Here is a 21,836-nt window from a genome sequence, read left to right on the forward strand (position 1 = left end):
AAATTTCATATTGAAGTCACTCTATATTATCTTAATTTATTATTTTTATGATAGTATCAGTTTTCTATGATACGTATTATTTTCCTATAGAACATGTATGTAATCTGTGGTACTATGATAACTGAATACACTGAAGGAGGTATCTATGCAACAAACCAATAAAAAAGGTCTCATCACAGCTTTAAGTTGCTATTTTATTTGGGGACTTTTACCCATCTACTGGGGTCTTCTCCACCATATATCAGCCTATAGCGTACTGGCACACCGCATTATATGGTCTGCCCTCTTTATGTCCTTTGTGGCTATCGGACTGAATTACAAACAATTTAAGAAAGATTGCCTGCATTTAAGACAGAATATATCTCAATTGGGTCTACTATTTCTAGCTTCTATCTTCGTATCTAGTAATTGGGGCTTATACATTTGGGCCATATCTAACAATCGTGTGATGGATACTAGTTTCGGCTATTATATTAATCCACTGCTCAACGTTGTGTTAGGAGTCTTTATTTTCAAAGAAAAGTTAACGTTCGCCCAGTGGTTTAGTGTGGGCTTAGCCACTATAGGTATCATCTTTATTTCTTTACAAATGGGGAGTACGCCTGACTTGGCACTAGCCATTGCCTTAACATTTGGCCTCTATGGACTGGTAAAGAAAAAATTGCTGATCCATCCATTTACAAGTATCGCCTTTGAAGCTTGGCTCGTAGTACCATTAGCTATAATCTACACCACCTACATCGATACAAGTTCTTGGACGGCTTTTCAACATGATTCATTCACAGCCGCTTTATTTGTAGGGTCTGGTCTCACAACATCAGTCCCCCTCGTTCTTTTCAGTTATGGTGCTCGCCTATTACCATTAAACTTATTAGGGTTCCTGCAATACCTATCGCCCACCATCGCTTTACTTATTGCCATCTTCTATTTCGGTGAAAGCTTCGATACCAATAAAATGATTGCCTTTTCTTTCATTTGGGTAGCCCTTGGAATCTATACAGCATCCAATTACACTAAATAAATATAAAACAGCCTGTGCATCCGATGCGCAGGCTATTTACTTTAGTTATTTGAATGTAATACCATTATATTTCCTAATATTTCATATATCTTAAGAGTATCCTCAAACTCTATATCTTTTGCATACATATTAGAATCTATATATTTTTTCCATATATTTTGCATTCCTATACTATTACGCAATAAATTTAAAATATCCTTATATTCTAATACCATCTCATACGTACCTCTGTGACGACTGGTTTCTTGTATTGCCTCACACAGTATTTCTTCATTTATTTTGTCCTTATAAAGTGAATATATCATATACAAATCATAAAAATCCCTTGCTCTTGTTGTTGTAATATTTCTACTTGTAATAGTTTCAAACTTTTCTGCTAAAATTGTTTCTAATGTATATGTCATTATAGGTATTGTTCCAGTTTCTAATATTTTAGAATATGAATAATGCATCTCTTTCGGAATAATAACATCACCGGTTGTAATATCTATATGTAATATAGCATTAACCTTTCCAAGCCTACAACGTATTGTCGCACAAAAGTCTTCATAGACTCCCTTTTCTCTTATAGGCTCTAACTTTAACAATTCATACTCAACATCTGCTTCAATATAAATAGTTAAAATTTCTTTTAAAATATCTCTAATTGTCATTTCATTTACCGGCAAGCCTTTAATTGTTGTATCCATATCCATCGTACTCCTCATATCAACACCAATTAAAGATGATATTAACAAGCCTCCTTTTAAGATAAAATTTTCACAATATTGTGACTTAGACAACTTCTCTAGAACACCCTCAAATAGACACATTTGTAATAATGAATTTGGGTTTACTCCAGTTTTCTTAGATATATTACGAATTGCTCCTTTAATTTGTTCTGCTGTTTTCATAGCATGACCTCCGTATATTGTCTCAATTCATCTTCCATATCTAGTTCTACTGCATATTTAGACAGTTTTAATAAATTTATATCGTTACTAAAAAAATATGAACGTATTACTTCTCTGAAAACTTGTGCATCAACTCGCTTTTTATCACGAATTATGTCAAGTACCGTTCTTTCCTTATCATATGTTATGATAAGATGCCCAAAAGGGCTCAATTGTTCTACTTTCCCAACACTAAACTGATCCTTATTTACATATTTAAAGTTAATATTGTCTTTTACCTTCGATACTCGACTAACATTATCTCCAACCATAACAGTCATAACAAAATTATTAGGTATTTTTGTCGTCAACCCATGTAAATAAGCAGCTGTCTCATGTGAAAAAGCCCCTTTTCTTATACGATGTGAGAAATATAAATACTCGTCAATATTCTCATGAGGAAATGCATATAATCCTGTCGCTACTTTTTCCAATGTATTATCTAGCACTAATGCTTTTATCGTATCTTTATGAAACCCTAACTCTAAAACTTCTTTTGTTGTAATCACTCCACAATTATCTTCTATTGTTTTCAATAATCTTTCTTTTTTCCCCATATATTCACCACCTTTTTATTCTTAAATTTTATATCTTATAAGAACAATAGTCAAATCATTAATTATTTATATTCTTATTTGCAACAGATTTTATCACTAAAAATCACATTCTAAACTTCTTATACAATCATTCTCTTTCTTACAAAACTTTTATAATTCTGTATCCCTAGCAACTGAAAATTATTTTTATTTACTGTATACTAAACACATAAAAGGAGTCGACTCCCCTGAGAGCACACTCCCTATACTTTATTACGCTAGACCCTTGGTATCTACATTTGTAGAAATCTCTGTATTCTTTCAGCAACTTTCAGTCAAAAAGTATCTGCAAATGATGATACCATAACAATGATTATACTAATAGTAAACACAGAAAGGACTCGCACATGGACACAATGAAACAAGCTCTTGGGCTTACAGGCAATGACAGAATGGAAGTTATGATCGATATTAAAGACCGCTTTCTCGGTGGCACCTTAGATTTAGAAACAGCTCGTACGTTATTGAAAGAAAAAATCGGAACTTGTACACCTGATGAATTTGCTTATGGCGAGCAACAATTAAAAGGTTCTTATACTGACGAAGAAATCACCCATCGTATGGATGACTTATTAGAATTATTTGATGGTATTTTAATTCGTGCGAACAATGAATATCCTGAACATCATCCATTAACAGTGTATCTAAATGAAATCAACGCCATGGAACAACAGTTAACAGAAATGGAAGCTCTGTTACAAGCACCTCACTTCATTCTCAACCCTTGGCTTGGTGTATATGATGCCCTCACTACTTGGCGCATCCATTTGGCTCGCAAACAAAATCAATTATATCCAGTCCTAGAGCGGTATGGTTTCGATCGCCCTACGAAAATCATGTGGACTTTTGATGACGCTGTTCGTGATGCCATCTCTGAAAGTAAACAACTGCTAGAATCTGGACAAGAGTCTGAATTTTTAGCAAAACAAGCAGACGTCATCGATATTATCCGTGACCTCAATAACAAAGAAAAAGAAGTACTAATCCCAACAGCATGGAAGTTATTACAAGACAGTGACTTCATTACTATGAGCCAAGGTGATCATGAAATTGGGTTTGCTTTCATCGCCCCTCCTCCATTTTATAAAGGCCGTCCTGATGCGGAACCTAAGAACCTTGGAGAGGCATCTGCAAATGTGGGCCATATAACAACACAACATAATCATGCTGATGTAGAAAATCATGAAAACACCCAATTAGGTGGTACTGGTAACCCTACCGCTCTTTTACAAGAGTTAGCACAATTAGTGGGCAAGTATGGCATTAACGGAAGCCCTGAACAAACGCATGACCTAGCTGTGGGCTCCTTGACAATTGAACAAATTAAATTAATCTTTAAATTCTTACCTGTAGATATTACTTTCGTGGATGAAAACGACTTAGTTCGTTTCTATAATGATACAAAGCACCGCATCTTCCCTCGCAGCTCTAATATCATCGGTCGCATCGTACAAAACTGCCATCCAAAGAAAAGTCTACCTTTAGTACAAGAAATTATCGATTCTTTCAAAGCTGGCAGACAAGATTACGCTGAAATGTGGATTAACAAGCCGGACCTATTCATCCACATCGAATACATCGCCGTGCGCAATGAAGAAGGTCAATTTAAAGGTATTTTAGAAATGGTTCAAGATTGCACGCATATTCGTAGCCTAAGCGGTTCTCGGAAAGAACTTATTTGGGAAGGTTCTAATTCTGCGTACCATGCCGTAGACCACATCGATTACAAACATGTACGCCAAGAGGATAGTACAACTAACTCAACTGAACAAGGTACGGTGCCAGAAAGCACACCACAATCTACGGTCTATGAAAATGATCTAGGTTTAACAGGAGATACCAAACTATTCCCTCTATTTGATATAATCCCTGGTCTAAAAGATCACATGATTCATATCAATCCAAACTTTAAAATGCTAAATTCTCCACTTGCTAAATTAATGAAACATAAAGCTACTTTATCCATGGTGGCAGAACGTGGTGAGATGACATTAGATGCATTAATCCAAGCTATTTTAGCTTTCAAATATAAGAATCAATAGTATATTGGGGACTGTAACAACATATACATTTTTACATGTTGCTACAGCCCCACTTATTAAAAATATAAAAGTAGAGGAAAGTTGATGCTGTTTGTTCAACTTTCCTCTATTGTATTGGTAGGCTATTTTGTTACAGCCCATTGTATTCTTACACCTATTCTTTTCAAATACCACTATACAATTCGCCGACGGACCTATGTATTGTATAAACGTTAAAAAGACAGACACAGTTTTACTGCAAAACTATGTCTGTCTTTTTGATTACTCAATCTCTTTATTTTTAATTTTTTCCAAGAATATTTCGATCCGTTTTACCGCTTCTTTGATATTCTGCAAGGAATTAGAATAGGCTACACGAACAAATCCTTCACCACAATCGCCAAAGGCATTACCAGGAACAATGGCAATACGTTGATCATAGAGTAGTTTTTCACAAAACTCTTCCGATGTCATGCCTGTGCTCTTAATGGACGGGAATACATAGAATGCCCCTTCTGGCTCGAATGTATGAAGTCCCATACGATTGAAAGCGCTCACCAACAAGCGACGACGCATATCGTATTCTTCACGCATGTATTGGATATCTTTATCCCCATTTTTTAACGCTTCGATAGCTGCATATTGAGACATAGACGGAGCACTCATAATACCATATTGATGCATCTTCGTCATTTGTGCAATAATCGGTGCTGGACCTGTGGCAAATCCAAGGCGCCAACCAGTCATCGCATAGGCTTTGGAAAATCCATTAATTAAGATTGTCCGCTCTTGCATACCTGGCATAGATGCAATAGATACATGTGGTTCATCACCATAGGTAAGTTCACTGTATAACTCATCGGACAAAATAAATAAGTCATGCTTGATAACCACTTCTGCAATAGCTTCCAAGTGCTCACGGCGTAATACCGCCCCTGTTGGATTGTTAGGGAATGGTAATACTAACAGTTTCGTCTTCTCTGTTACAGCCGCTTCAATCGCCTCTGGAGTCAAACGAAACTCATCTTCTTCTTTAGTAATGATCTGCACTGGCTTGGCATTACATAATTCTGCTAACGGCGTATAGCATACAAAGCTTGGCACGGGAATCAACACTTCATCCCCTGGGTTTAATAAGGTACGACAAGTTAAGTCAATAGCCTCTGAGCCACCTACCGTTACAATCACTTCTGTTGCTGGGTCATAGGACACGTGATATTTCCGTTCTAACCATTTAGCAATTTCTTCCCGTAGTTCCATAAAACCACGGTTAGGAGAATACCAAGTTTTTCCCTTTTCTAATGTATTAATACCTTCTTCACGAATATGGTAGGGCGTAGCGAAATCTGGTTCACCAATACTAAGGGAAATGACATTATCTAATTCATTAGCAATTTCAAAAAAACGTCGAATCCCCGATGGTTTAACTGCTTTAATTTCAGCATTTAAATAGTTGTCATAATTAATCATCGAATACATTTCTCCGATCTTCACGAACTCCACCCGTGTGGAACACAATATTATTATCTTTATAACGTGTTAAGATAAAGTTTGTCGTGGTGGAAAGCACCGAATCTAATGTAGATAAACGGCGAGATACGAATAAAGCGATATCACGCATGCTAGCCCCTTCCACGATAACCGTTAAATCATAGCTACCAGACATAAGGTAAACACCTTGTACTTCTGGAAATTCCATAATTCGTTCTGCCACTTTATCAAAGCCTTGATCTGGAGCAGGAGTCACACCTAATTGGATAAGAGCAGTAGATTTATTTTGGTCTACTTGTTCCCAATCAATGACTGCTTGGTACCGTTTAATAATACCAGACTCCTCGAAGGCTTGAATACGACTTGCCACATGTGCCTCTTCACTGTTAAGCATAATGGCGAGGTCGGCAGCCGACATGGAGGCGTCCTCATCTAATAAACGTAATAAACGATGATCCAATGTGTCTAATTGTACTGTCATAAGGGAGACTCCTTTCTTATGATTCACATCTATATCTTGTAAACTATAACATTGTTATATAATTCTCAATGCTTTTCTTTTATTATAGTCAGTTTCTCTGAAAGTAGCAATACATTATATTACACCTACACAATTTAATCGCAAGATAGTCTGCTCGAAGCAAGTCTATACTGATGATCGGACTAGAGATACAACGCATCCCCTCATGTTGGTGTTTCTTCCATACCAGTTTCTAACTTCGTGGATAGTCACACTCTAAAAAAATTTTATATCTGTGCTTCCCCTTCCCAATCGTCGGGAACACACTAAATTGATTTATATAATACGCTCACATCACTATTCTTGCCTACTCGTTTCTCCTGTTTACCTATTTGTACATTGTTAACTTAGTTAAGTCCTATAGAAAATATTTATATAACCTTTACAAGATTCGCAATTAGGTATATTCTATAGAACGTATTACAAAAGGAGGAGTTATCCATGAATGCCCAATCGATACAAAATCAAGAAGAAACTCTATTTAATTCCGGGTTCATCAGTATTACCGTCATTAATTTTATTGTCTTTTTAGTGTACTACTGCTTTGTAGTTATCACTGCAAGCTATGCTACGAAAGAACTTCATTCCACCGTTGCGGAAGCAGGATTTGCTACTGGTATTTATATTATTGGCACCTTATTCGCTCGCCTTATCATGGGACAACGCTTAGAACTTATCGGTCGTAAAGAGGTACTTCGGTACGGAGCCATATTTTATTTTCTCACTACCCTTGCGTATCTCATTGCCAAAGATATTCTAATCTTGGATGCAGTCCGTTTCCTAAACGGTTTTGCTTACGGTACTGTATCCACTGCAGCCAATGCTGTAGTCACTGCTTACATTCCAAAATCGAAAGATGGAGAAGGTATCAATTATTATGGTCTTAGCACTAGTTTAGCAGCGGCTATTGGACCTTTCATTGGCATGATTTTATTACCTGCCGTTGGTTTTACTTGGATTATTTATTTAGCCGTCCTATTATCCATTGGTGTTGCCATCGCTTGTTTACGATTCCCTGTACAAAATTTAGTACTATCCTCTACGGAAGCAGCTTCTATGACATCTTGGTCTATGAAGAATTTCATTGAACCACGTGTATCCTTCATCGCCTTTCTTGGATTCCTAATGGGCTTAGCCTATTCTAGCGTACTCGGGTTCCTTTCTATCTTTACCCATGAAATCGGTCTCATTACAGCAGGAGCCTTCTTCTTTGTGGTTTATGCCCTTGTGATTACCGTGACCCGTCCTATTGCAGGTCGTATCTTCGATGAACGTGGCGAAAATGCTGTCATGTATCCTAGCTATATATGTTTAACAATTGGTCTTTTACTCATCGCTTATAGCTTCAATGCAGCGTTACTACTTATCGCCGGAGCCTTTGTAGGCTTAGGTTATGGTACCTTTATGTCTAACGGACAAGCTATTTGCTTGAAAGCTGTAGAACCTGCCAAAATTGGGGTAGCTCTTTCCACCTATTTTATCGGATTAGATCTCGGATTAGGCGTCGGACCTTATACATTAGGAATCTTACATGGCTTACTATCCTACAGCGGAATCTATATGGTATCTGCCATCATTCCAATTATCGTATTGATACTTTATGCCATCTACTATAAACCTGTAAAAGAAGAAGCTATGTACGAAGAAGAAATTTCTCAACATCAATAAGCCTATAGATATAAAAAGTGCCCTATACCTTATGCTATGACATACATATGCATATCGGTATAGGGCAATTTTATATTACCTTTTTTTTACGAATATACGAATTTTATTCGTTCTATCAATCAAATTAGTATCATTACAAAAAAACTTAATCGTATCATAGCCAATATATCTGTCTATAAGAAGGAGGTTCGTCTCACTATAGATTATCTTTCCTAACTCATCATAACAGTTTACGATAAAATCTAAATCACAATTAAATTTGCCATTCATGATTTCAAGAAGAACATAAAAGGATTGTGTACTTCCTTTATCAACTTCTTGTATTCCATAGGATTGTAGATCAATTTGAAAAAACTGAAATGTTTTTTCATTAATTTCAATAGCATTATATAATCGATCAACATCAGTAACTGTATTCATAGTTCCTCCCTACGCAAACTTATTATATGATACTTACATTATAGTCCATTTACACATAAAAAAATAGACCAACCGAAGTTGGTCTAAATGGTGCCGAGGACCGGAATCGAACCGGTACGGTTATTTCTAACCGACGGATTTTAAGTCCGTTGCGTCTGCCTGTTCCGCCACCCCGGCATGGGTGGAATTTGTGGAGGCGGCACCCAGAATCGAACTGGGGAATAAAGGTTTTGCAGACCTCTGCCTTACCGCTTGGCTATGCCGCCAAAAAAGTGGAGCGGAAAACGAGATTCGAACTCGCGACCCCCGCCTTGGCAAGGCGGTGCTCTACCGCTGAGCTATTTCCGCAAATGGTGCCTCAGGGCAGAATCGAACTGCCGACACACGGATTTTCAGTCCGTTGCTCTACCGACTGAGCTACCGAGGCAAGTAGTGGCGACCCCGATCGGATTTGAACCGACGATCTTCGCCGTGACAGGGCGACATGTTAACCGCTACACCACGGGGCCATTTGACTACTTTGTTAGTATACCCTATTTCATATTTCTCGTCAATACTTTTTTATATTTTTTTATAAACATTTTTTATTTCTCTGAAATCAGTTGTACAAGCCATTTCATGCATTATGGGAGTACCTACAGATATGGATTAGTCGCTAATTCATATCTCAATGTAGTACTCGAACCATGTCCAGGATATATCACATAAGACGGGTCTAAAGTCATAATTTTTTGCAACGTCTTTTCCATAGCCTTTGAATCACCATTATAGGTATTCACTTTTCCTATAGTTCCCTTAAATAAGGTATCTCCTGTAAATAAAATATGCTTATACCCAATACATACACTACCTGCACTATGCCCTGGCACCTCCCATACATGCAAAGAAAAAGGTTCTATTTGTAAAGGCCCCTCTTCTAACGCAACATATGGAGAAGTAAATCGTTCTTTATACCCCGATGGCATACGCCGTTTGACTAATAATAGTTCCTCATCTTTAGCATGCATATACACAGGGATATGGTAGGATTCTACCAACGTATCTACGGCACAAATATGATCTGCATGACCATGGGTCAGCACAATACCTACTGGTGTCACATCCTGTAATTCTTTCATGATACGCTGTCCATGAAAGCCTGGATCAATAATAAGAGCGTATCCATTTTCTTTCAGAATATAACAATTTGTTTTATACAAGCCTTGAGGCGTTCTTATGATGTCCATCGAATCGTCTATATCCATTTTCTTTCTTTGTAAAATATCCGCGCCAAAATCCTGGATGTAATAGCACCAATAAGGTAAATAACTCTAACCGTCCTAATAACATATCAATAATACAAACTATCTTTGCAATAGGTGCCAATATGGTAAAACTTTCCGTGGGTCCTAATGAGCCAAATGCAAGGCCTACATTCCCCAAACTTCCTGCTACCAATGGTAGTACATCTGCCAACGGTAATCCCGTTGAGGAAATAATCACAGAGGAAATGCCAAAGATGAGCATATAAAGAAAAAAGAACTGTTGCGTAATCTGTAACCATTTATTAGGTAATACATAACCATTGAGTCGTACCAATTGTACCATATCGGGATGAATAGCTTTTCGTAGATAGAGAATACTACTTTTTGCCAAGATAATTATTCGTATGATTTTAAGTCCCCCTGCAGTTGAACCACTACAACCACCAAAGAACATTCCCATAAATAATACCATTTGCCCTAAGCTAGGCCATAAGTTATAATCTGCAATAGCAAATCCAGTCCCAGTCTGCATAGAAACAAGTGTAAAAATAGCATTTAGTAAATGTTCAATATTAGCATCTCCAGCTTCCCATACTAAGGCAAATAAAACTAGAGTTGATCCAATTGCCAATGTGATAAGATAGATTCTATACTCAAAATCTCTCCAAATCTCTTTGATTCCCCGTTGCCATACAGATTGATAGACTGCAAAGTTTCCACCTGCCAATATCATAAATACTATTAATATGATACAGACTAAATAAGAATCAGCATATCTAAATGTACTGCCAGTAATTGGGGCCAATCCACCTGTAGCTACCGTAGCAAAGGTAAAATTAAGTGCTTCAAATAAACCGATGCCACTTAGCCATAATAGAAAAGTACAAGTAAATGTAAATCCTAAATAAATTCTCAGCAAGTTCCCGGCCATAGATTGGATTCTTGGTAATACAACCCCAGGTCTTGGTACAGAAGCCTCTGCTTCAACTAATGGAGCTACTCCAGTCCCTAAATTACGCAAGAATGCTAACACTAAGACAATCATCCCCATACCACCAATCCAATTGGTAAGCCCCCTCCACAAAATAAAGGCTCTTGGTAAAGCACTTACATCATCAATCATACTTGCCCCAGTAGTCGTTATACCTGACACAGACTCAAATAAAGCATCTACAAATTGCTCAAGTACTCCACTAAAGTAAAAAGGCAATGCAGAAAATATAGAGGCCAGAATCCAAGTTGCACTCACTACTAGAAATCCATCTCGTACACTATACACATTCGTATTTGTTCCATAATGATATAATAGAAACCCTACTCCTCCTGCTATACATGATGTGATAAGAAACGAGTAGTAAAAAGTCCCTTCATCCAATACACCAAAGAAAAAGGGAACCATAATGAAGGAAGCTAAAATGAGCATCACTTGTCCAACGACTCGCATAATATTTTGAATGCGCATGATTCCTTCTCCTTTCAAAAATCCCTTCTTATTTATTAATATACGCTAACAAAGTATTAATATTTTCTGGCAATGTAAAGATAACTATATGATCTCCTTCAAGCAACAAAGTATCTCCTTTAGGAACAATCGTTTGATGTTCTCTGACAATAGCCCCCACTAGCGATTTCCCTGGCAATTTCAAATCTCTTAGATGCTTATTGAGCAAAGATGTTTTTTCTGTCACTTCTATTTCTACAGCTTCAGCTTTAGATCCTTCAAAGGTAAAAATATTAATAAGATTTTCATCTTCTCGAATTAATCTTAAAATTTGTCCAGATGTTAATAATCTTGGTGAAAAAGCTACATCAATACCTACCTGTTCCATTAACGTAATATACTCTAATCGTCCTACACGAACAAATGCTTTAGGTACCCCCATATGTTTCGCTAATAGTGCCACCAATAAGTTGAGTTTATCATCATCTGTTAAGCAAATAATAACATCCGTATCACCAATTTCTTCTGCCCCTAATAGATCAATATCTGTTCCATCACCATGAATCACAATAGAACGGTCTACTATAGCCGCTAATTGTTCACAGCGTTCGATATCTTTTTCAATGACTTTTACATCATACCCATCTTGTTCTAAAAGCAGTGTTAAATTTCTACCAATAAGACCTGCGCCAATAATAACAACACGTTGTGTAGGCCGAGTAGTTTCATGTAACCATTCCTCTACGGTATCAATACTTTCAGTAGCCCCTAGGAAGAATACATTATCCATATATTCCAACGTACTATTACCATGTGGGATAATCATTTCTCCCCCACGCATAATACCAACCACCAATACATTGGGCGGCAATTCTAGGGAGCGTAAAGGAATACCCATAATATCATGATTATTACGAATTTTAAATTCTACTAACCGCACGGCTCCGCTAGCAAATTCTTCAACATCTAATGCAGCTGGCGTTTTTAGAATTTTATAAATTTCTTGAGCCGTTACCATTTCTGGATTTATAAAAAGGTCTATTCCTAATCTCTCACGAATAAGTGCATTGGTATCATTTTCGTACTCTGTTTCCCGAACTCGAGCAATCGTCTTAGGAATACCTGCCGCTTTACCAAGCATACAAGCCAGCATATTAACTTCATCCGAATCCGTTACAGCAATAAGCATACCAATATCTTCGATTCCTATTTCTTGCAATAAGGCGATGCTACTACCATTCCCTTGCACTAAATTCACATCTAAATTATTTTCTAAATTTTTAATGCGATCTCCATTTTTTTCAATGACATACACATCATGTTGGTCTTGTGCCAATCGCTGAGCCAAGGAGTACCCTACTTTACCAGCACCTACTACCACAATTTTCATGACCTGTCCCCCTATTTGATTTCCTCTATAGTAGCCGATTGTTCATCCGCCTCTAATAAAGTGGCTTGCCCTTTCTCTGTTAGCAGAGTCCACCCATCTTCTTGCACAATGAGCTCTGCTTTCATCAGATGCCCTAAGGCACGTTTAAAAGCAGCCTTACTGATGTTAAATTTATCTTTAATGATAGGTGCTGATGTACCATCACCATAAGGCATACGCCCATGTCGGTTGCCTAAATAGGTCATAATTTTTGCACCATCTGAAGCGAGTGCCTCTTCTTTAACAGGACGCATAGAAATATTGATCCGTCCATCATCACGTTTAAAGGTAATACGTCCTTCAATGAGTTCCCCTACTTTTAAAGATCGTGTCATTTCACTGCGATGCATAAACGCAATCCATCGTTCAGGAGTAATTAAGAATGCCCCTTCGCTGGTCATATTATAAATAGCACCTTTCACCATGCCCCCTATTTTAGCATCTGTAGCAGGTTTTGAAGCACGCCGCATAGCATCATCCACATCCATGGATACAGCTAAACGACCTGACTTATCACTATAGAGACGAACCCAAACTTTTTCACCATTTTGCGGGCGTCCACGCATTTCTGCATGAGGCATAAAAATCCCCCGTTCTGTTCCTACTTCTACAAAACAGCCAAAGTTTGTTGTATTAATGACCTCAACATAACCAATTTGACCTTCCTTCATAGCTGGTAAACGCATACTTGCTGTCAAGCGGCCTTTGGGATCTTTGTATAGAAATACTGTCACTTCATCGCCAATCGCAACGGAACTAGTTTGTTGGTCTTTATGCAACAAAATATCGTCATTCGTATTGCCTGTTTGACCATCTAAAAAAGACCCTTGATCACTTTGACGCAATACCTTTAGCGTAGCAATAGTATTTTCTGATAAAGTACTAGCCATATTAGACTCCTTCAAAGGATTCTCTCGGTGCATCCTTCCACAATTCTTCTAAGCCATAGAAATGGCGGTATTCACCTGTAAATACGTGGGCAATGACATCACCAAAATCAAGTAAAATCCAATCTCCTTCACGATATCCTTCGCGATGTAATACGGTCATACCTTGTTCTGCACCGGCATCTTCAATGGCATCAGCTACACTTTGTGCATGTTTCACATTGTTTGCTGTAACCACTAAGAAGTAATCTCCTAACATGGTAAGACCTTCCATATCCATAATGGAAATGTCTTCTCCCTTTTTATCATATCCAGCTTGCGCTAAGATTTTTACTGTTCCTAAAATATCTTGTTTCTGTTTCATTCTAACTCCTTATCTTGTTGTGGGACTCCCTGGTTCTGATTTTTCTGTATCCATAGACTTATCTTCTTTCGTAGCTTTAGCCTGTTTTTCAGCATCTTTTAAAGAATCATCAGCACTATCTTTTCCAATACCTTTTGGAGTATCTCCAATCACTGGAATCACTTCAGCATCACTTGGAATATCTCCCACAGTAATTCCTACCAATTGTTGTAATTCTATAGGCTCTACATTCCAATAGTCTACACGATCAATTGTTTCTGATGACCCTGGTAAAATATACCACCGCACTTTATCTTTAGGAAAGTCAATCACTTTTGTGATAAACCGAACACCATCCCATGCACTAATATTAGTACTAATATGACTCCATTGTCGCCACACTCGAAAAGCGGTTCCCAAGCTAACGTGATTTCGTTCTCTCTCCCACATAGTCTTTAATAAGCGTTCTTGATGCATAGTCCTTGCTAATGTATCACCTTCTTGATTGACATATCTCATATATCCAAAGGCGGTATCATTAGTCATATCTTGGTACCCTTGATGAATGTTGATATCCACTTCACCAGAAGCTGCATCTCGATGTACCATAGATTGCTCCACATATAGGCTTGGAGTTCCAAAAATGTTCATCATAGACTGGAAACTCTCTTGATCTACCACTGCATAATAAGGGATAACTATATGGAACATATCTTCCACTACGGCTTTCGTTAATTCTATTCCACCTTGTGCATACATATCATTAATTCGTTGTGGTGTATCACTGTGACGGTTAATTATTTTACTATTACTTGGTATACCAATAATCTGTAAAGTTTTTGCATCCATATTGAAAGCTATAACATATAAAGCATCTGCTTGCTGTGGTTGACTTTTATCAACGCCAACAACCAACATATAGGATGTCTTAATGGAGCTCATATCCATAGGTGTTGTATTAGTCACAACCGGCAATGGATGCGACTCTTGACTAGTAGTGCTTGATTGAGATACAGCGCTCACTGCACTACGTATTCCCCATACTAGAAGGCCTACAAAAACTACTAATAAAATTAGGGCCCCTATAATGCGTCCCCATCGCAGTCCATGTCGGCGCGGCTTTCGTCGTATATTTCGCTCCATTTATGTATCCGACCTTTCTAACAATACACTATTTCTACCTCGAATCGTATCTACATGTATACTTAACCCTTGATCAAGCAAATGACGTATCGTTCCATCATAGGCGCGAATCACAGCAGCGTTCAAATCTTTAAATGCTAACGCACGTAGTTCTTCCACACCAGGAAAATCACGATTTGGTTCAATATAATCAGCTAAAAAAATAATCTTATCTAATAGGCTCATATGAGTACTCCCTAATGTATGAACTCGAATAGCCTCGCAAATCGATTCATCTTGAATTTGCAACTCTAACTTAGCATAGGCTGCTGCCGCAGGTCCATGTAGTAATGCCCCGTTGTTAAGCATTTCTGAATCCACCTCTATCTGTGCATCCATCACCATTGTTTGCATTTCTTGTAAAGGTCTTTCTTTCATAGCATCATGCAATACAGCTGCCACTTCTGCTTTCTCTATAGAAACACCATAATGATTGGCTAATCGTCTTGCCATATCTAGCACACCTAATGTATGAGCAAATCGTTTTGGTGAAAGCCGGACTTTCACAACATTTTGTAAATTTTCTATTGTTGTTATATCTTTCACAAGCCTATACCTTTCTAGGGTTATCCATAAAACAAGCATCAACCTAACAACAAATACCCTTATGTATTATATATTTTATGTTCCTTAATGTATTGATACACCAATTTAGGTAACATGTATCGTGTAGATAATCCATACCGCAGTCGGCGACGCAATTCCGTAGCAGATAACTTCATTTCTGGCACCTCTAATATGTGAATACGACCGCCTCGTTGAGCAAGCCATTCGATACTTTCACCAATATCAGCAGTGGCACCAGGGCGGATAGCCCCAATAAACTCACACATATCTAAGAGCTGTTCAATATATTTCCAGGTTGGTAAATTCTGAATCGTATCCGTGCCGGCAATAAAGAAAAATTCCGTATCTGATCCATACAAATCATGAAAATATCGCAATGTATCAATGGTATAAGATTTCCCATCCCGCAGCATCTCTACATCAGAAACTACAAAATTAGGATTATCCAATACTGCTACACGTACCATTTCTAGTCGATATTTCGCCTCAATCACATCCGATTCCTTATGAGGAGGTTCCTTAGCAGGCACAAAAATCACCCGATTCAAATCAAATGCTTCTGATGCCATTTCTGCAATCATAAGATGGCCCAAATGAATCGGATTAAAAGTGCCACCCAAAACACCAACTCTCTTTTTCTTATCTACCATGTAACCACGCCCCTATACACACTAGAGATACAATACCTAGTATGACTAATACGATTCCATAGGACTTCCATTCATAAGCTCCTTTGGGAGACTTCATATAATGAAAGTAAGCTTTTACATCTGCTAATTTCATCGCACCTGTCCATGGCCAAAGACAAAAAATTTATAGCTTGTCAACGCATCTAGTCCCATAGGTCCTCGAGCATGGAGTTTTTGTGTACTAATGCCAATCTCAGCCCCTAAGCCAAATTCAAAACCATCTGTAAATCGTGTAGATGCATTCACATAAACTGTGGAAGCATCCACTAAGTTCATAAATCGTTCTGCCTCGGTTGGGTCTTCTGTAATAATCATTTCAGAATGTTTTGTACCAAATGTATTTATATGAGTAATAGCATCATCAATGGAAGATACCACTTTGAAATTCACAATATAGTCATTATATTCTGTAGCCCAATTATCCTCTGTGCCAGGTTTCACCTGAGAAGACAAGCTTTCAATTTGTGTATCCCCATAGATGGCAACACCTTTTTCTTCTAACATAGATACAATCTTAGGTCCTAAGTCTTGCAGTCTTTCTTCATGTAACAAAATTGTTTCCATTGCATTACATACAGATGGTCGTGATAATTTTGCATTTTCCAATACCTGTAATGCCATCGTTTCATCAGCAGATACATCCACATAGCCATGAACAACACCACTCCCTGTTTCTATAACAGGAATTTTACTGTTATTCACGACAAATTGAATCAATCCTGCTCCACCACGTGGAATCATCACATCAATCCATTTGCGTTGTGCTAACAATTCACCTACAGCTTCTCTCTCAAGAATAGACACTAATTGAACTAGCTCTTTCGGAGCTCCACACCGCTCTAAAGAAGCTTGCATAATCTGTACCATCGCCTCACTCGTATGGTATGCCTCTTTTCCTCCACGAAGAATAATCGCATTACCGGTCTTAATGGCTAAGGCAGCTGCGTCTACTGTCACATTAGGGCGAGCTTCATAAATCATGCCAATAACGCCGATAGGGATTTGCCGTTTTTCAATACGCAAGCCATTGTCTAAGGTTCTACTTTCTAACACAGTACCAATGGGGTCATGCAAATGAGCCACTTGACGAACACCTTCACAAATACCTTCGATGCGCTCCTTCGTCAAACGAAGGCGATCCATCATCACAGATGGAACTCCATTCTCTTTAGCTTGGGAACAATCGATAGTATTCGCTTCTAAAATCATTGGTATAGCATTTTCCAAATCATAAGCAATCTGTTCCAAGATACGATCCTTATCGTCTGTACTTAGCACTTGTCCTACCATAGAAGCTGACCGTGCTGCTTTGCCTAAATTTTCAAAATATGCAGTATATGGATTCATAATTTACTCCTGTCGTAAGACAACTAAGTTATCTCGATGCACCACTACATGATAGGTATCACGAACACCTAGTATAGTAGGAATATCCTGTGATTTATGGCCTTTAATCTTTAACAAGTCAGATAGATTAAAGTTCACAATACCGCGGGCAATTTCTTCTCCACCGTGAACAATAGATATGGTATCCCCTTCTTCAAATTGCCCTTCACCAGATAGAATACCTACCGGTAAAACACTAGATCCATTGGTGAGTAATGCATCACGGCATCCTTTATCTACATGAATGGTACCTTGTAAACGTGTGCCAAATGCCATCCAGCGCTTTTTAATTTGCGGTACATCTCGATGAGGCCAAAAATGCGTGCCTCGTTCTTCTCCATTCATAATAGCTTTAATACTATCTGGATGGTCACCAGAGGCGATAATCATATGAACTCCAGAGTTCGTTGCAATATGAGCAGCTTGAATCTTCGTATACATACCACCAGTGCCCAAAGAAGACCCTGCACCACCAGAAATTTCATAAATGTACGGAGTAAGAGCCTCTACTTCATGGATTAATGTAGCATTTTTGTCTGTAGACGGATTCGCTGTATATAGGCCTTCAATATCCGATAAAATAATCAATGCATCTGCATCAATAATGCTAGCAATATTAGCAGATAATGTATCATTATCACCAATTTTAAACTCATCGATAGCCACTACATCATTTTCATTGATAATAGGAATAACTCCTAATCCAATGAGGGCCGTCAATGTATTCCGTAAATTAAGATAATGACTACGTTTCACCGTATCTTCACGGGTTACAAGAATTTGTCCTACCGTATGTCCATATTCAGCGAATAGTTTTTCATACATATGTAGTAAGATGCCTTGTCCCACAGAGGCTGCGGCTTGTTTTAAAGCAATGTCATCGGGTCTTGATGTAAATCCCAATGAGGGAAGACCAGCAGCAGTAGCCCCAGAAGAAACTAAAATCATTTCTTTTCCTGCATTAGCTAAATTGCAAATTTGTCGGACCAACACTTCTATTTTATCAATGTTGATGCGTCCATTTGCATGGGTTAGTGAACTTGTTCCTACTTTCACAATCACTCGTTTCGCCTGTCGTAACTCTTCTCTCATCGCTTCACCTCATATGGATTGATTATCTTGGCAACTCAATTTTTGGATCTTTTGCTTTTTTGTACAATACACCATTATGTCCGATGATTTGTACTAACTCTGCTCCTAACATATCCGCTAAGTGAGGCAAAATTTCCTTTGGATCTTCCAAGCAGTTATTTAGAACTTTTACTTTAATTAATTCACGTTTTGTAATGGCAGCTCGTGCACTGTCGATAACAGGATTTTCCAATCCTCCTTTACCAATCATCACAACCGCTGGCATAGTACTTGCTAAGGCACGTAAATATCGCTTTTGTTTACCTGTCATTCTATCTCCTAATCATGGAATGTAAATCGTTGATCACCGATGACTACTTCATCGCCATCTTGGATACCACGTTTTTTCAATTCCGCATCTAAATCCATGTAACGCCAAATCTTTTGGAATCTTCGCAATGCTTGTTCATCATCAAGATTTGTCATAGCCACCAATTTCTCAATACGAGAACCACTGATAATATAGGATGCATCATCGCCACGAGTAATGACGAAGTCAGTATCAGGTTTTGCTTCATAGTATACAGTGTCATCCACTACTTCTGGCTCTGGCACGTAATTTTCAACATAATACCATGCGCGTTCAACTAATGATGGCAACCCTTCTCCAGTCAATGCATTCACCGCAAATACTTCATAGCCTTGATCAGCAAAGTATTTTGTCACTCTTGGCAATGTTTCTTCATCTTGTAACAAGTCTGTTTTATTCAACACGATTAATTGTTTTTTCTTGCTCAATTTTTCGCTATATTTAGCTAACTCTTCATTGATTTTATGAAAGTCTTCAATAGGGTCACGACCTTCTAATCCAGATACATCCAATACATGGAGCAAAATATTACTACGTTCTACGTGACGCAAGAAGGAATGTCCTAAGCCAATGCCTTCACTAGCCCCTTCAATCAAACCTGGAATATCTGCCATAACGAAACTTTTACCTGGTGCTACAGAGACTACCCCTAATACTGGAGTTAATGTAGTAAAATGGTACGCAGCTACTTCTGGTTTTGCAGAAGATACTTTGCGGATGATAGAGGATTTACCCACGCTTGGATATCCTAGTAATCCCACGTCAGCCAACACTTTAAGCTCTAAATTTAACCAACGCTCTTCCCCAGGCTCTCCTTTTTCAGCAAAGGTTGGTACACGGTTAGCACTATTTTGAAAGCGTGCATTACCACGACCACCGCGACCACCTTTGGCCACCATGTAAGTTTGTCCATCTTCGACTAAATCAGCCATTAATTTACCAGACTCTTCATCTGTTACCGTTGTTCCTAATGGAACAGAAACAATTAAATTTTCAGCGCCACGACCATGCTTGTTAGCACTTTGTCCAGCACCACCGGTATCGCCTTTGAATTGACGTTTATATCTAAAATCAACAAGTGTATTGATATTTCTATCAGCTTTTAAAATGATGTCGGCACCTTTACCGCCATCGCCACCATTCGGTCCCCCTTGTGGCACATATTTTTCTCGACGGAAACTACTCATACCGTTACCGCCATCTCCCGCTTTTACTAATATACGGGCACGATCTATAAACATATTTTTTTCCTCTAGCCCTATAGATAGAGCGGCCGAAGCCGCTACATCATAGAGTTTTTACAATTTCAATAGCCCGTTCCAACTGTACATCCTCTTCAGGATTTGCTTTGGACGGCTCCACAATTTCATCTGGTATAATACCAATACCATCGATGACCCTATCATTAGGTGTATGATAGCGAGCAATAGTAATTTTTAAGCCTTCTTCATCAAGACCTTGTACTACACTTTGCACAGTACCTTTACCATAGCTTTTTGTACCCACAATAATGCCAGATTTCGTATCTTGCACCGCACCAGCAATAATTTCTGAAGCGCTTGCAGAGTTACCATTAATCAACACAACTAATGGAATTAGACTATGGTCACCTCTAGACATATAGGCGCTATTTCGGCCTTTTCTAGTTTGTACCGTTACAATCGGCCCTTTAGGTATCAAATATTGCCCTATACCATGGGCAGTAGTGATTAAACCACCTGGATTATCACGCAAGTCTAATACTAAGCGTTTCATCCCCTTAGCTTGAAGGTCCTCATAGATTTTCGTAAACTCATCTACTGTTTTTTCAGCAAACTGCGTTAACCGAATATAACCGACACTATCGTCTAGCATCTTACCTCTTACAGTAGGCATGACAATAGTTTTTCGTTCAATGGAAATCTCTTGCTCTTCTCCGCTACGAAGGATGCGAAGCACTACAAATGTACCTGCTTCGCCACGAATATGATTAGCTACTTCTTCTTTTTCTATATCAGATATAGGTGTCCCATCAATCGCAAGTATTTGGTCTCCTTTTTGAAGTCCTGCTGCTTCTGCTGGTTGCCCTTCCATAGTAGCACCTACTTTGAGAACTTTACCATCGGAAAAATCCAATAATAAACCAATACCGCTATAGGTAGAAGATGTATGCATCTCAAGTGCTTTCATATCTTCTTTATCCAAATAAACAGTATGTTTATCATGGGTACCTTTAGCTAATCCCTTTAACATATTCACAAAAAGTTCTTCTTTAGATGGTGAGTCCATAGCCCATTGTGTAGTGATGTAATAGGTGTAACCAAATTTAGCAAGGCCTAAGGGAGATCCAGATATATACCAAAAGAAACCAGTAAGCATAATAAGGAATACAATTAATAACTTTATCAGCTTACCTATTAACTTATAGATTCTATCTTTAAAACTTAGCTGCTCTATTTTAGGAGCAACCTCTTTTGACATCTCCATAGTAGTATAAGCTTCATCGTGTTTTTCAGAGATAAACAAATACTCTTTTATTCGTATCCAATTAGATTTTTTTTTGTTATCTTCCATAGTCT

22 protein-coding genes and 5 tRNA genes are annotated in these 21,836 nt (G+C 38.2%); 3 read left to right on the forward strand and 24 right to left on the reverse strand.

Annotated features, from left to right (window positions below; translation table 11 throughout):
- Positions 1-145: 145 nt before the first annotated feature.
- Positions 146-1,021 (forward strand): EamA family transporter RarD, encoded by an 876-nt coding sequence (rarD, locus tag EO112_RS01900; RefSeq protein ID WP_127162658.1) that lies wholly within the window; start codon positions 146-148, stop codon positions 1,019-1,021.
- Between the two features lie 41 nt (positions 1,022-1,062).
- Here the strand turns inward: rarD and EO112_RS01905 are convergent, their stop codons facing one another.
- Complete coding sequence (locus EO112_RS01905) at positions 1,063-1,914, reverse strand: nucleotidyl transferase AbiEii/AbiGii toxin family protein (RefSeq protein ID WP_127010904.1); 852 nt, start codon at positions 1,912-1,914, stop codon at positions 1,063-1,065.
- Entirely contained in the window at positions 1,911-2,510 is a 600-nt protein-coding gene (locus EO112_RS01910) for an abortive infection protein (protein WP_062403279.1), read from the reverse strand. The genes EO112_RS01905 and EO112_RS01910 overlap by 4 nt, the downstream gene beginning before the upstream one ends.
- 386 nt (positions 2,511-2,896) lie before the next feature.
- Between EO112_RS01910 and EO112_RS01915 the strand changes: the two genes are divergently transcribed.
- Positions 2,897-4,591 (forward strand): DUF438 domain-containing protein, encoded by a 1,695-nt coding sequence (locus EO112_RS01915; protein ID WP_127162660.1) that lies wholly within the window; start codon positions 2,897-2,899, stop codon positions 4,589-4,591.
- A 261-nt stretch (positions 4,592-4,852) separates the two neighbouring features.
- Here EO112_RS01915 and EO112_RS01920 read toward each other — a convergent pair whose 3' ends face one another.
- Positions 4,853-6,064, reverse strand: coding sequence for a pyridoxal phosphate-dependent aminotransferase (locus EO112_RS01920; RefSeq protein WP_240629324.1), 1,212 nt, complete (start codon positions 6,062-6,064; stop codon positions 4,853-4,855).
- Complete coding sequence (locus EO112_RS01925; RefSeq protein WP_062403287.1) at positions 6,033-6,542, reverse strand: Lrp/AsnC family transcriptional regulator; 510 nt, start codon at positions 6,540-6,542, stop codon at positions 6,033-6,035. Before EO112_RS01925 ends, EO112_RS01920 begins: the two co-directional genes overlap by 32 nt.
- A 480-nt stretch (positions 6,543-7,022) precedes the next feature.
- On the opposite strand from EO112_RS01925, the gene EO112_RS01930 reads away from it, so the two are divergent.
- Complete coding sequence (locus EO112_RS01930) at positions 7,023-8,249, forward strand: MFS transporter (protein WP_127162662.1); 1,227 nt, start codon at positions 7,023-7,025, stop codon at positions 8,247-8,249.
- A gap of 75 nt (positions 8,250-8,324) precedes the next feature.
- Here the strand turns inward: EO112_RS01930 and EO112_RS01935 are convergent, their stop codons facing one another.
- The 20 genes from EO112_RS01935 to EO112_RS02025 all read right to left on the reverse strand — a co-directional run bounded on the left by EO112_RS01935 (position 8,325) and on the right by EO112_RS02025 (position 21,831).
- Positions 8,325-8,669, reverse strand: a complete 345-nt coding sequence (locus EO112_RS01935; protein WP_127162664.1) for a hypothetical protein — start codon at positions 8,667-8,669, stop codon at positions 8,325-8,327.
- Positions 8,670-8,757: 88 nt separating this feature from the next.
- Positions 8,758-8,846, reverse strand: a tRNA-Leu gene (locus EO112_RS01940).
- A gap of 14 nt (positions 8,847-8,860) precedes the next feature.
- Positions 8,861-8,935 (reverse strand) — tRNA-Cys (locus tag EO112_RS01945).
- 7 nt (positions 8,936-8,942) lie between these two features.
- Positions 8,943-9,017: transfer RNA gene (locus EO112_RS01950), tRNA-Gly, on the reverse strand.
- 3 nt (positions 9,018-9,020) lie between these two features.
- Positions 9,021-9,096 (reverse strand) — tRNA-Phe (locus EO112_RS01955).
- Between the two features lie 6 nt (positions 9,097-9,102).
- Positions 9,103-9,178: transfer RNA gene (locus EO112_RS01960), tRNA-Asp, on the reverse strand.
- A 126-nt stretch (positions 9,179-9,304) separates the two neighbouring features.
- On the reverse strand, positions 9,305-9,895 hold the full coding sequence (locus EO112_RS01965) for an MBL fold metallo-hydrolase (protein WP_127162666.1): 591 nt from the start codon (positions 9,893-9,895) through the stop codon (positions 9,305-9,307).
- Positions 9,861-11,375 (reverse strand): TrkH family potassium uptake protein, encoded by a 1,515-nt coding sequence (locus tag EO112_RS01970; protein WP_127162668.1) that lies wholly within the window; start codon positions 11,373-11,375, stop codon positions 9,861-9,863. The genes EO112_RS01965 and EO112_RS01970 overlap by 35 nt, the downstream gene beginning before the upstream one ends.
- A 28-nt stretch (positions 11,376-11,403) precedes the next feature.
- Positions 11,404-12,744 carry a Trk system potassium transporter TrkA gene (gene trkA, locus EO112_RS01975; protein WP_127162671.1) on the reverse strand — a complete coding sequence of 447 codons (1,341 nt, stop codon included), beginning with the start codon at positions 12,742-12,744 and terminating at the stop codon, positions 11,404-11,406.
- A gap of 11 nt (positions 12,745-12,755) precedes the next feature.
- Positions 12,756-13,673, reverse strand: coding sequence for a S1 RNA-binding domain-containing protein (locus EO112_RS01980; RefSeq protein WP_127061332.1), 918 nt, complete (start codon positions 13,671-13,673; stop codon positions 12,756-12,758).
- Position 13,674: 1 nt separating this feature from the next.
- Entirely contained in the window at positions 13,675-14,034 is a 360-nt protein-coding gene (gene rsfS / locus EO112_RS01985; protein ID WP_009372156.1) for a ribosome silencing factor, read from the reverse strand.
- 9 nt (positions 14,035-14,043) lie between these two features.
- A complete protein-coding gene (locus tag EO112_RS01990; protein ID WP_127162673.1) occupies positions 14,044-15,156 on the reverse strand; it encodes an LCP family protein in 1,113 nt (370 codons plus the stop codon).
- Positions 15,157-15,741, reverse strand: coding sequence for a bis(5'-nucleosyl)-tetraphosphatase (symmetrical) YqeK (gene yqeK / locus EO112_RS01995; RefSeq protein ID WP_240629325.1), 585 nt, complete (start codon positions 15,739-15,741; stop codon positions 15,157-15,159).
- 59 nt (positions 15,742-15,800) lie between these two features.
- Positions 15,801-16,412, reverse strand: coding sequence for a nicotinate-nucleotide adenylyltransferase (nadD, locus tag EO112_RS02000; protein ID WP_009372176.1), 612 nt, complete (start codon positions 16,410-16,412; stop codon positions 15,801-15,803).
- On the reverse strand, positions 16,402-16,545 hold the full coding sequence (locus tag EO112_RS08255) for a hypothetical protein (RefSeq protein ID WP_009372194.1): 144 nt from the start codon (positions 16,543-16,545) through the stop codon (positions 16,402-16,404). The genes nadD and EO112_RS08255 overlap by 11 nt, the downstream gene beginning before the upstream one ends.
- A complete protein-coding gene (locus EO112_RS02005; protein ID WP_127162677.1) occupies positions 16,542-17,798 on the reverse strand; it encodes a glutamate-5-semialdehyde dehydrogenase in 1,257 nt (418 codons plus the stop codon). The genes EO112_RS08255 and EO112_RS02005 overlap by 4 nt, the downstream gene beginning before the upstream one ends.
- A gap of 3 nt (positions 17,799-17,801) precedes the next feature.
- Positions 17,802-18,929, reverse strand: a complete 1,128-nt coding sequence (gene proB, locus EO112_RS02010; protein WP_127162679.1) for a glutamate 5-kinase — start codon at positions 18,927-18,929, stop codon at positions 17,802-17,804.
- 22 nt (positions 18,930-18,951) lie between these two features.
- Positions 18,952-19,239, reverse strand: a complete 288-nt coding sequence (gene yhbY, locus EO112_RS02015) for a ribosome assembly RNA-binding protein YhbY (RefSeq protein ID WP_009372199.1) — start codon at positions 19,237-19,239, stop codon at positions 18,952-18,954.
- An 8-nt stretch (positions 19,240-19,247) separates the two neighbouring features.
- Positions 19,248-20,519 (reverse strand): GTPase ObgE, encoded by a 1,272-nt coding sequence (gene obgE / locus EO112_RS02020; RefSeq protein ID WP_127162681.1) that lies wholly within the window; start codon positions 20,517-20,519, stop codon positions 19,248-19,250.
- A gap of 46 nt (positions 20,520-20,565) precedes the next feature.
- Complete coding sequence (locus EO112_RS02025) at positions 20,566-21,831, reverse strand: S41 family peptidase (protein ID WP_240629326.1); 1,266 nt, start codon at positions 21,829-21,831, stop codon at positions 20,566-20,568.
- Positions 21,832-21,836 lie beyond the last annotated feature (5 nt).

Source organism: Veillonella sp. VA141, from assembly GCF_003992175.1.
GTDB lineage: Bacteria > Bacillota > Negativicutes > Veillonellales > Veillonellaceae > F0422.

What these genes read in the sequence shown, in the direction of transcription:
- EO112_RS01965 (WP_127162666.1), bottom strand. Translation starts at nt 9,895, where the DNA reads ATGGACATCATAAGAACGCCTCAAGGCTTGTATAAAACAAATTGTTAT.
- obgE (WP_127162681.1), bottom strand. Translation starts at nt 20,519, where the DNA reads ATGTTTATAGATCGTGCCCGTATATTAGTAAAAGCGGGAGATGGCGGT.
- EO112_RS01915 (WP_127162660.1), top strand. Translation starts at nt 2,897, where the DNA reads ATGGACACAATGAAACAAGCTCTTGGGCTTACAGGCAATGACAGAATG.
- EO112_RS01990 (WP_127162673.1), bottom strand. Translation starts at nt 15,156, where the DNA reads ATGGAGCGAAATATACGACGAAAGCCGCGCCGACATGGACTGCGATGG.
- EO112_RS01980 (WP_127061332.1), bottom strand. Translation starts at nt 13,673, where the DNA reads ATGGCTAGTACTTTATCAGAAAATACTATTGCTACGCTAAAGGTATTG.
- EO112_RS01930 (WP_127162662.1), top strand. Translation starts at nt 7,023, where the DNA reads ATGAATGCCCAATCGATACAAAATCAAGAAGAAACTCTATTTAATTCC.
- EO112_RS02005 (WP_127162677.1), bottom strand. Translation starts at nt 17,798, where the DNA reads ATGAATCCATATACTGCATATTTTGAAAATTTAGGCAAAGCAGCACGG.
- EO112_RS01910 (WP_062403279.1), bottom strand. Translation starts at nt 2,510, where the DNA reads ATGGGGAAAAAAGAAAGATTATTGAAAACAATAGAAGATAATTGTGGA.
- rsfS (WP_009372156.1), bottom strand. Translation starts at nt 14,034, where the DNA reads ATGAAACAGAAACAAGATATTTTAGGAACAGTAAAAATCTTAGCGCAA.
- EO112_RS01935 (WP_127162664.1), bottom strand. Translation starts at nt 8,669, where the DNA reads ATGAATACAGTTACTGATGTTGATCGATTATATAATGCTATTGAAATT.
- trkA (WP_127162671.1), bottom strand. Translation starts at nt 12,744, where the DNA reads ATGAAAATTGTGGTAGTAGGTGCTGGTAAAGTAGGGTACTCCTTGGCT.
- yhbY (WP_009372199.1), bottom strand. Translation starts at nt 19,239, where the DNA reads ATGACAGGTAAACAAAAGCGATATTTACGTGCCTTAGCAAGTACTATG.
- EO112_RS01905 (WP_127010904.1), bottom strand. Translation starts at nt 1,914, where the DNA reads ATGAAAACAGCAGAACAAATTAAAGGAGCAATTCGTAATATATCTAAG.
- rarD (WP_127162658.1), top strand. Translation starts at nt 146, where the DNA reads ATGCAACAAACCAATAAAAAAGGTCTCATCACAGCTTTAAGTTGCTAT.
- EO112_RS01970 (WP_127162668.1), bottom strand. Translation starts at nt 11,375, where the DNA reads ATGCGCATTCAAAATATTATGCGAGTCGTTGGACAAGTGATGCTCATT.
- EO112_RS01925 (WP_062403287.1), bottom strand. Translation starts at nt 6,542, where the DNA reads ATGACAGTACAATTAGACACATTGGATCATCGTTTATTACGTTTATTA.
- nadD (WP_009372176.1), bottom strand. Translation starts at nt 16,412, where the DNA reads ATGGTAGATAAGAAAAAGAGAGTTGGTGTTTTGGGTGGCACTTTTAAT.
- proB (WP_127162679.1), bottom strand. Translation starts at nt 18,929, where the DNA reads ATGAGAGAAGAGTTACGACAGGCGAAACGAGTGATTGTGAAAGTAGGA.
- EO112_RS08255 (WP_009372194.1), bottom strand. Translation starts at nt 16,545, where the DNA reads ATGAAATTAGCAGATGTAAAAGCTTACTTTCATTATATGAAGTCTCCC.
- EO112_RS02025 (WP_240629326.1), bottom strand. Translation starts at nt 21,831, where the DNA reads ATGGAAGATAACAAAAAAAAATCTAATTGGATACGAATAAAAGAGTAT.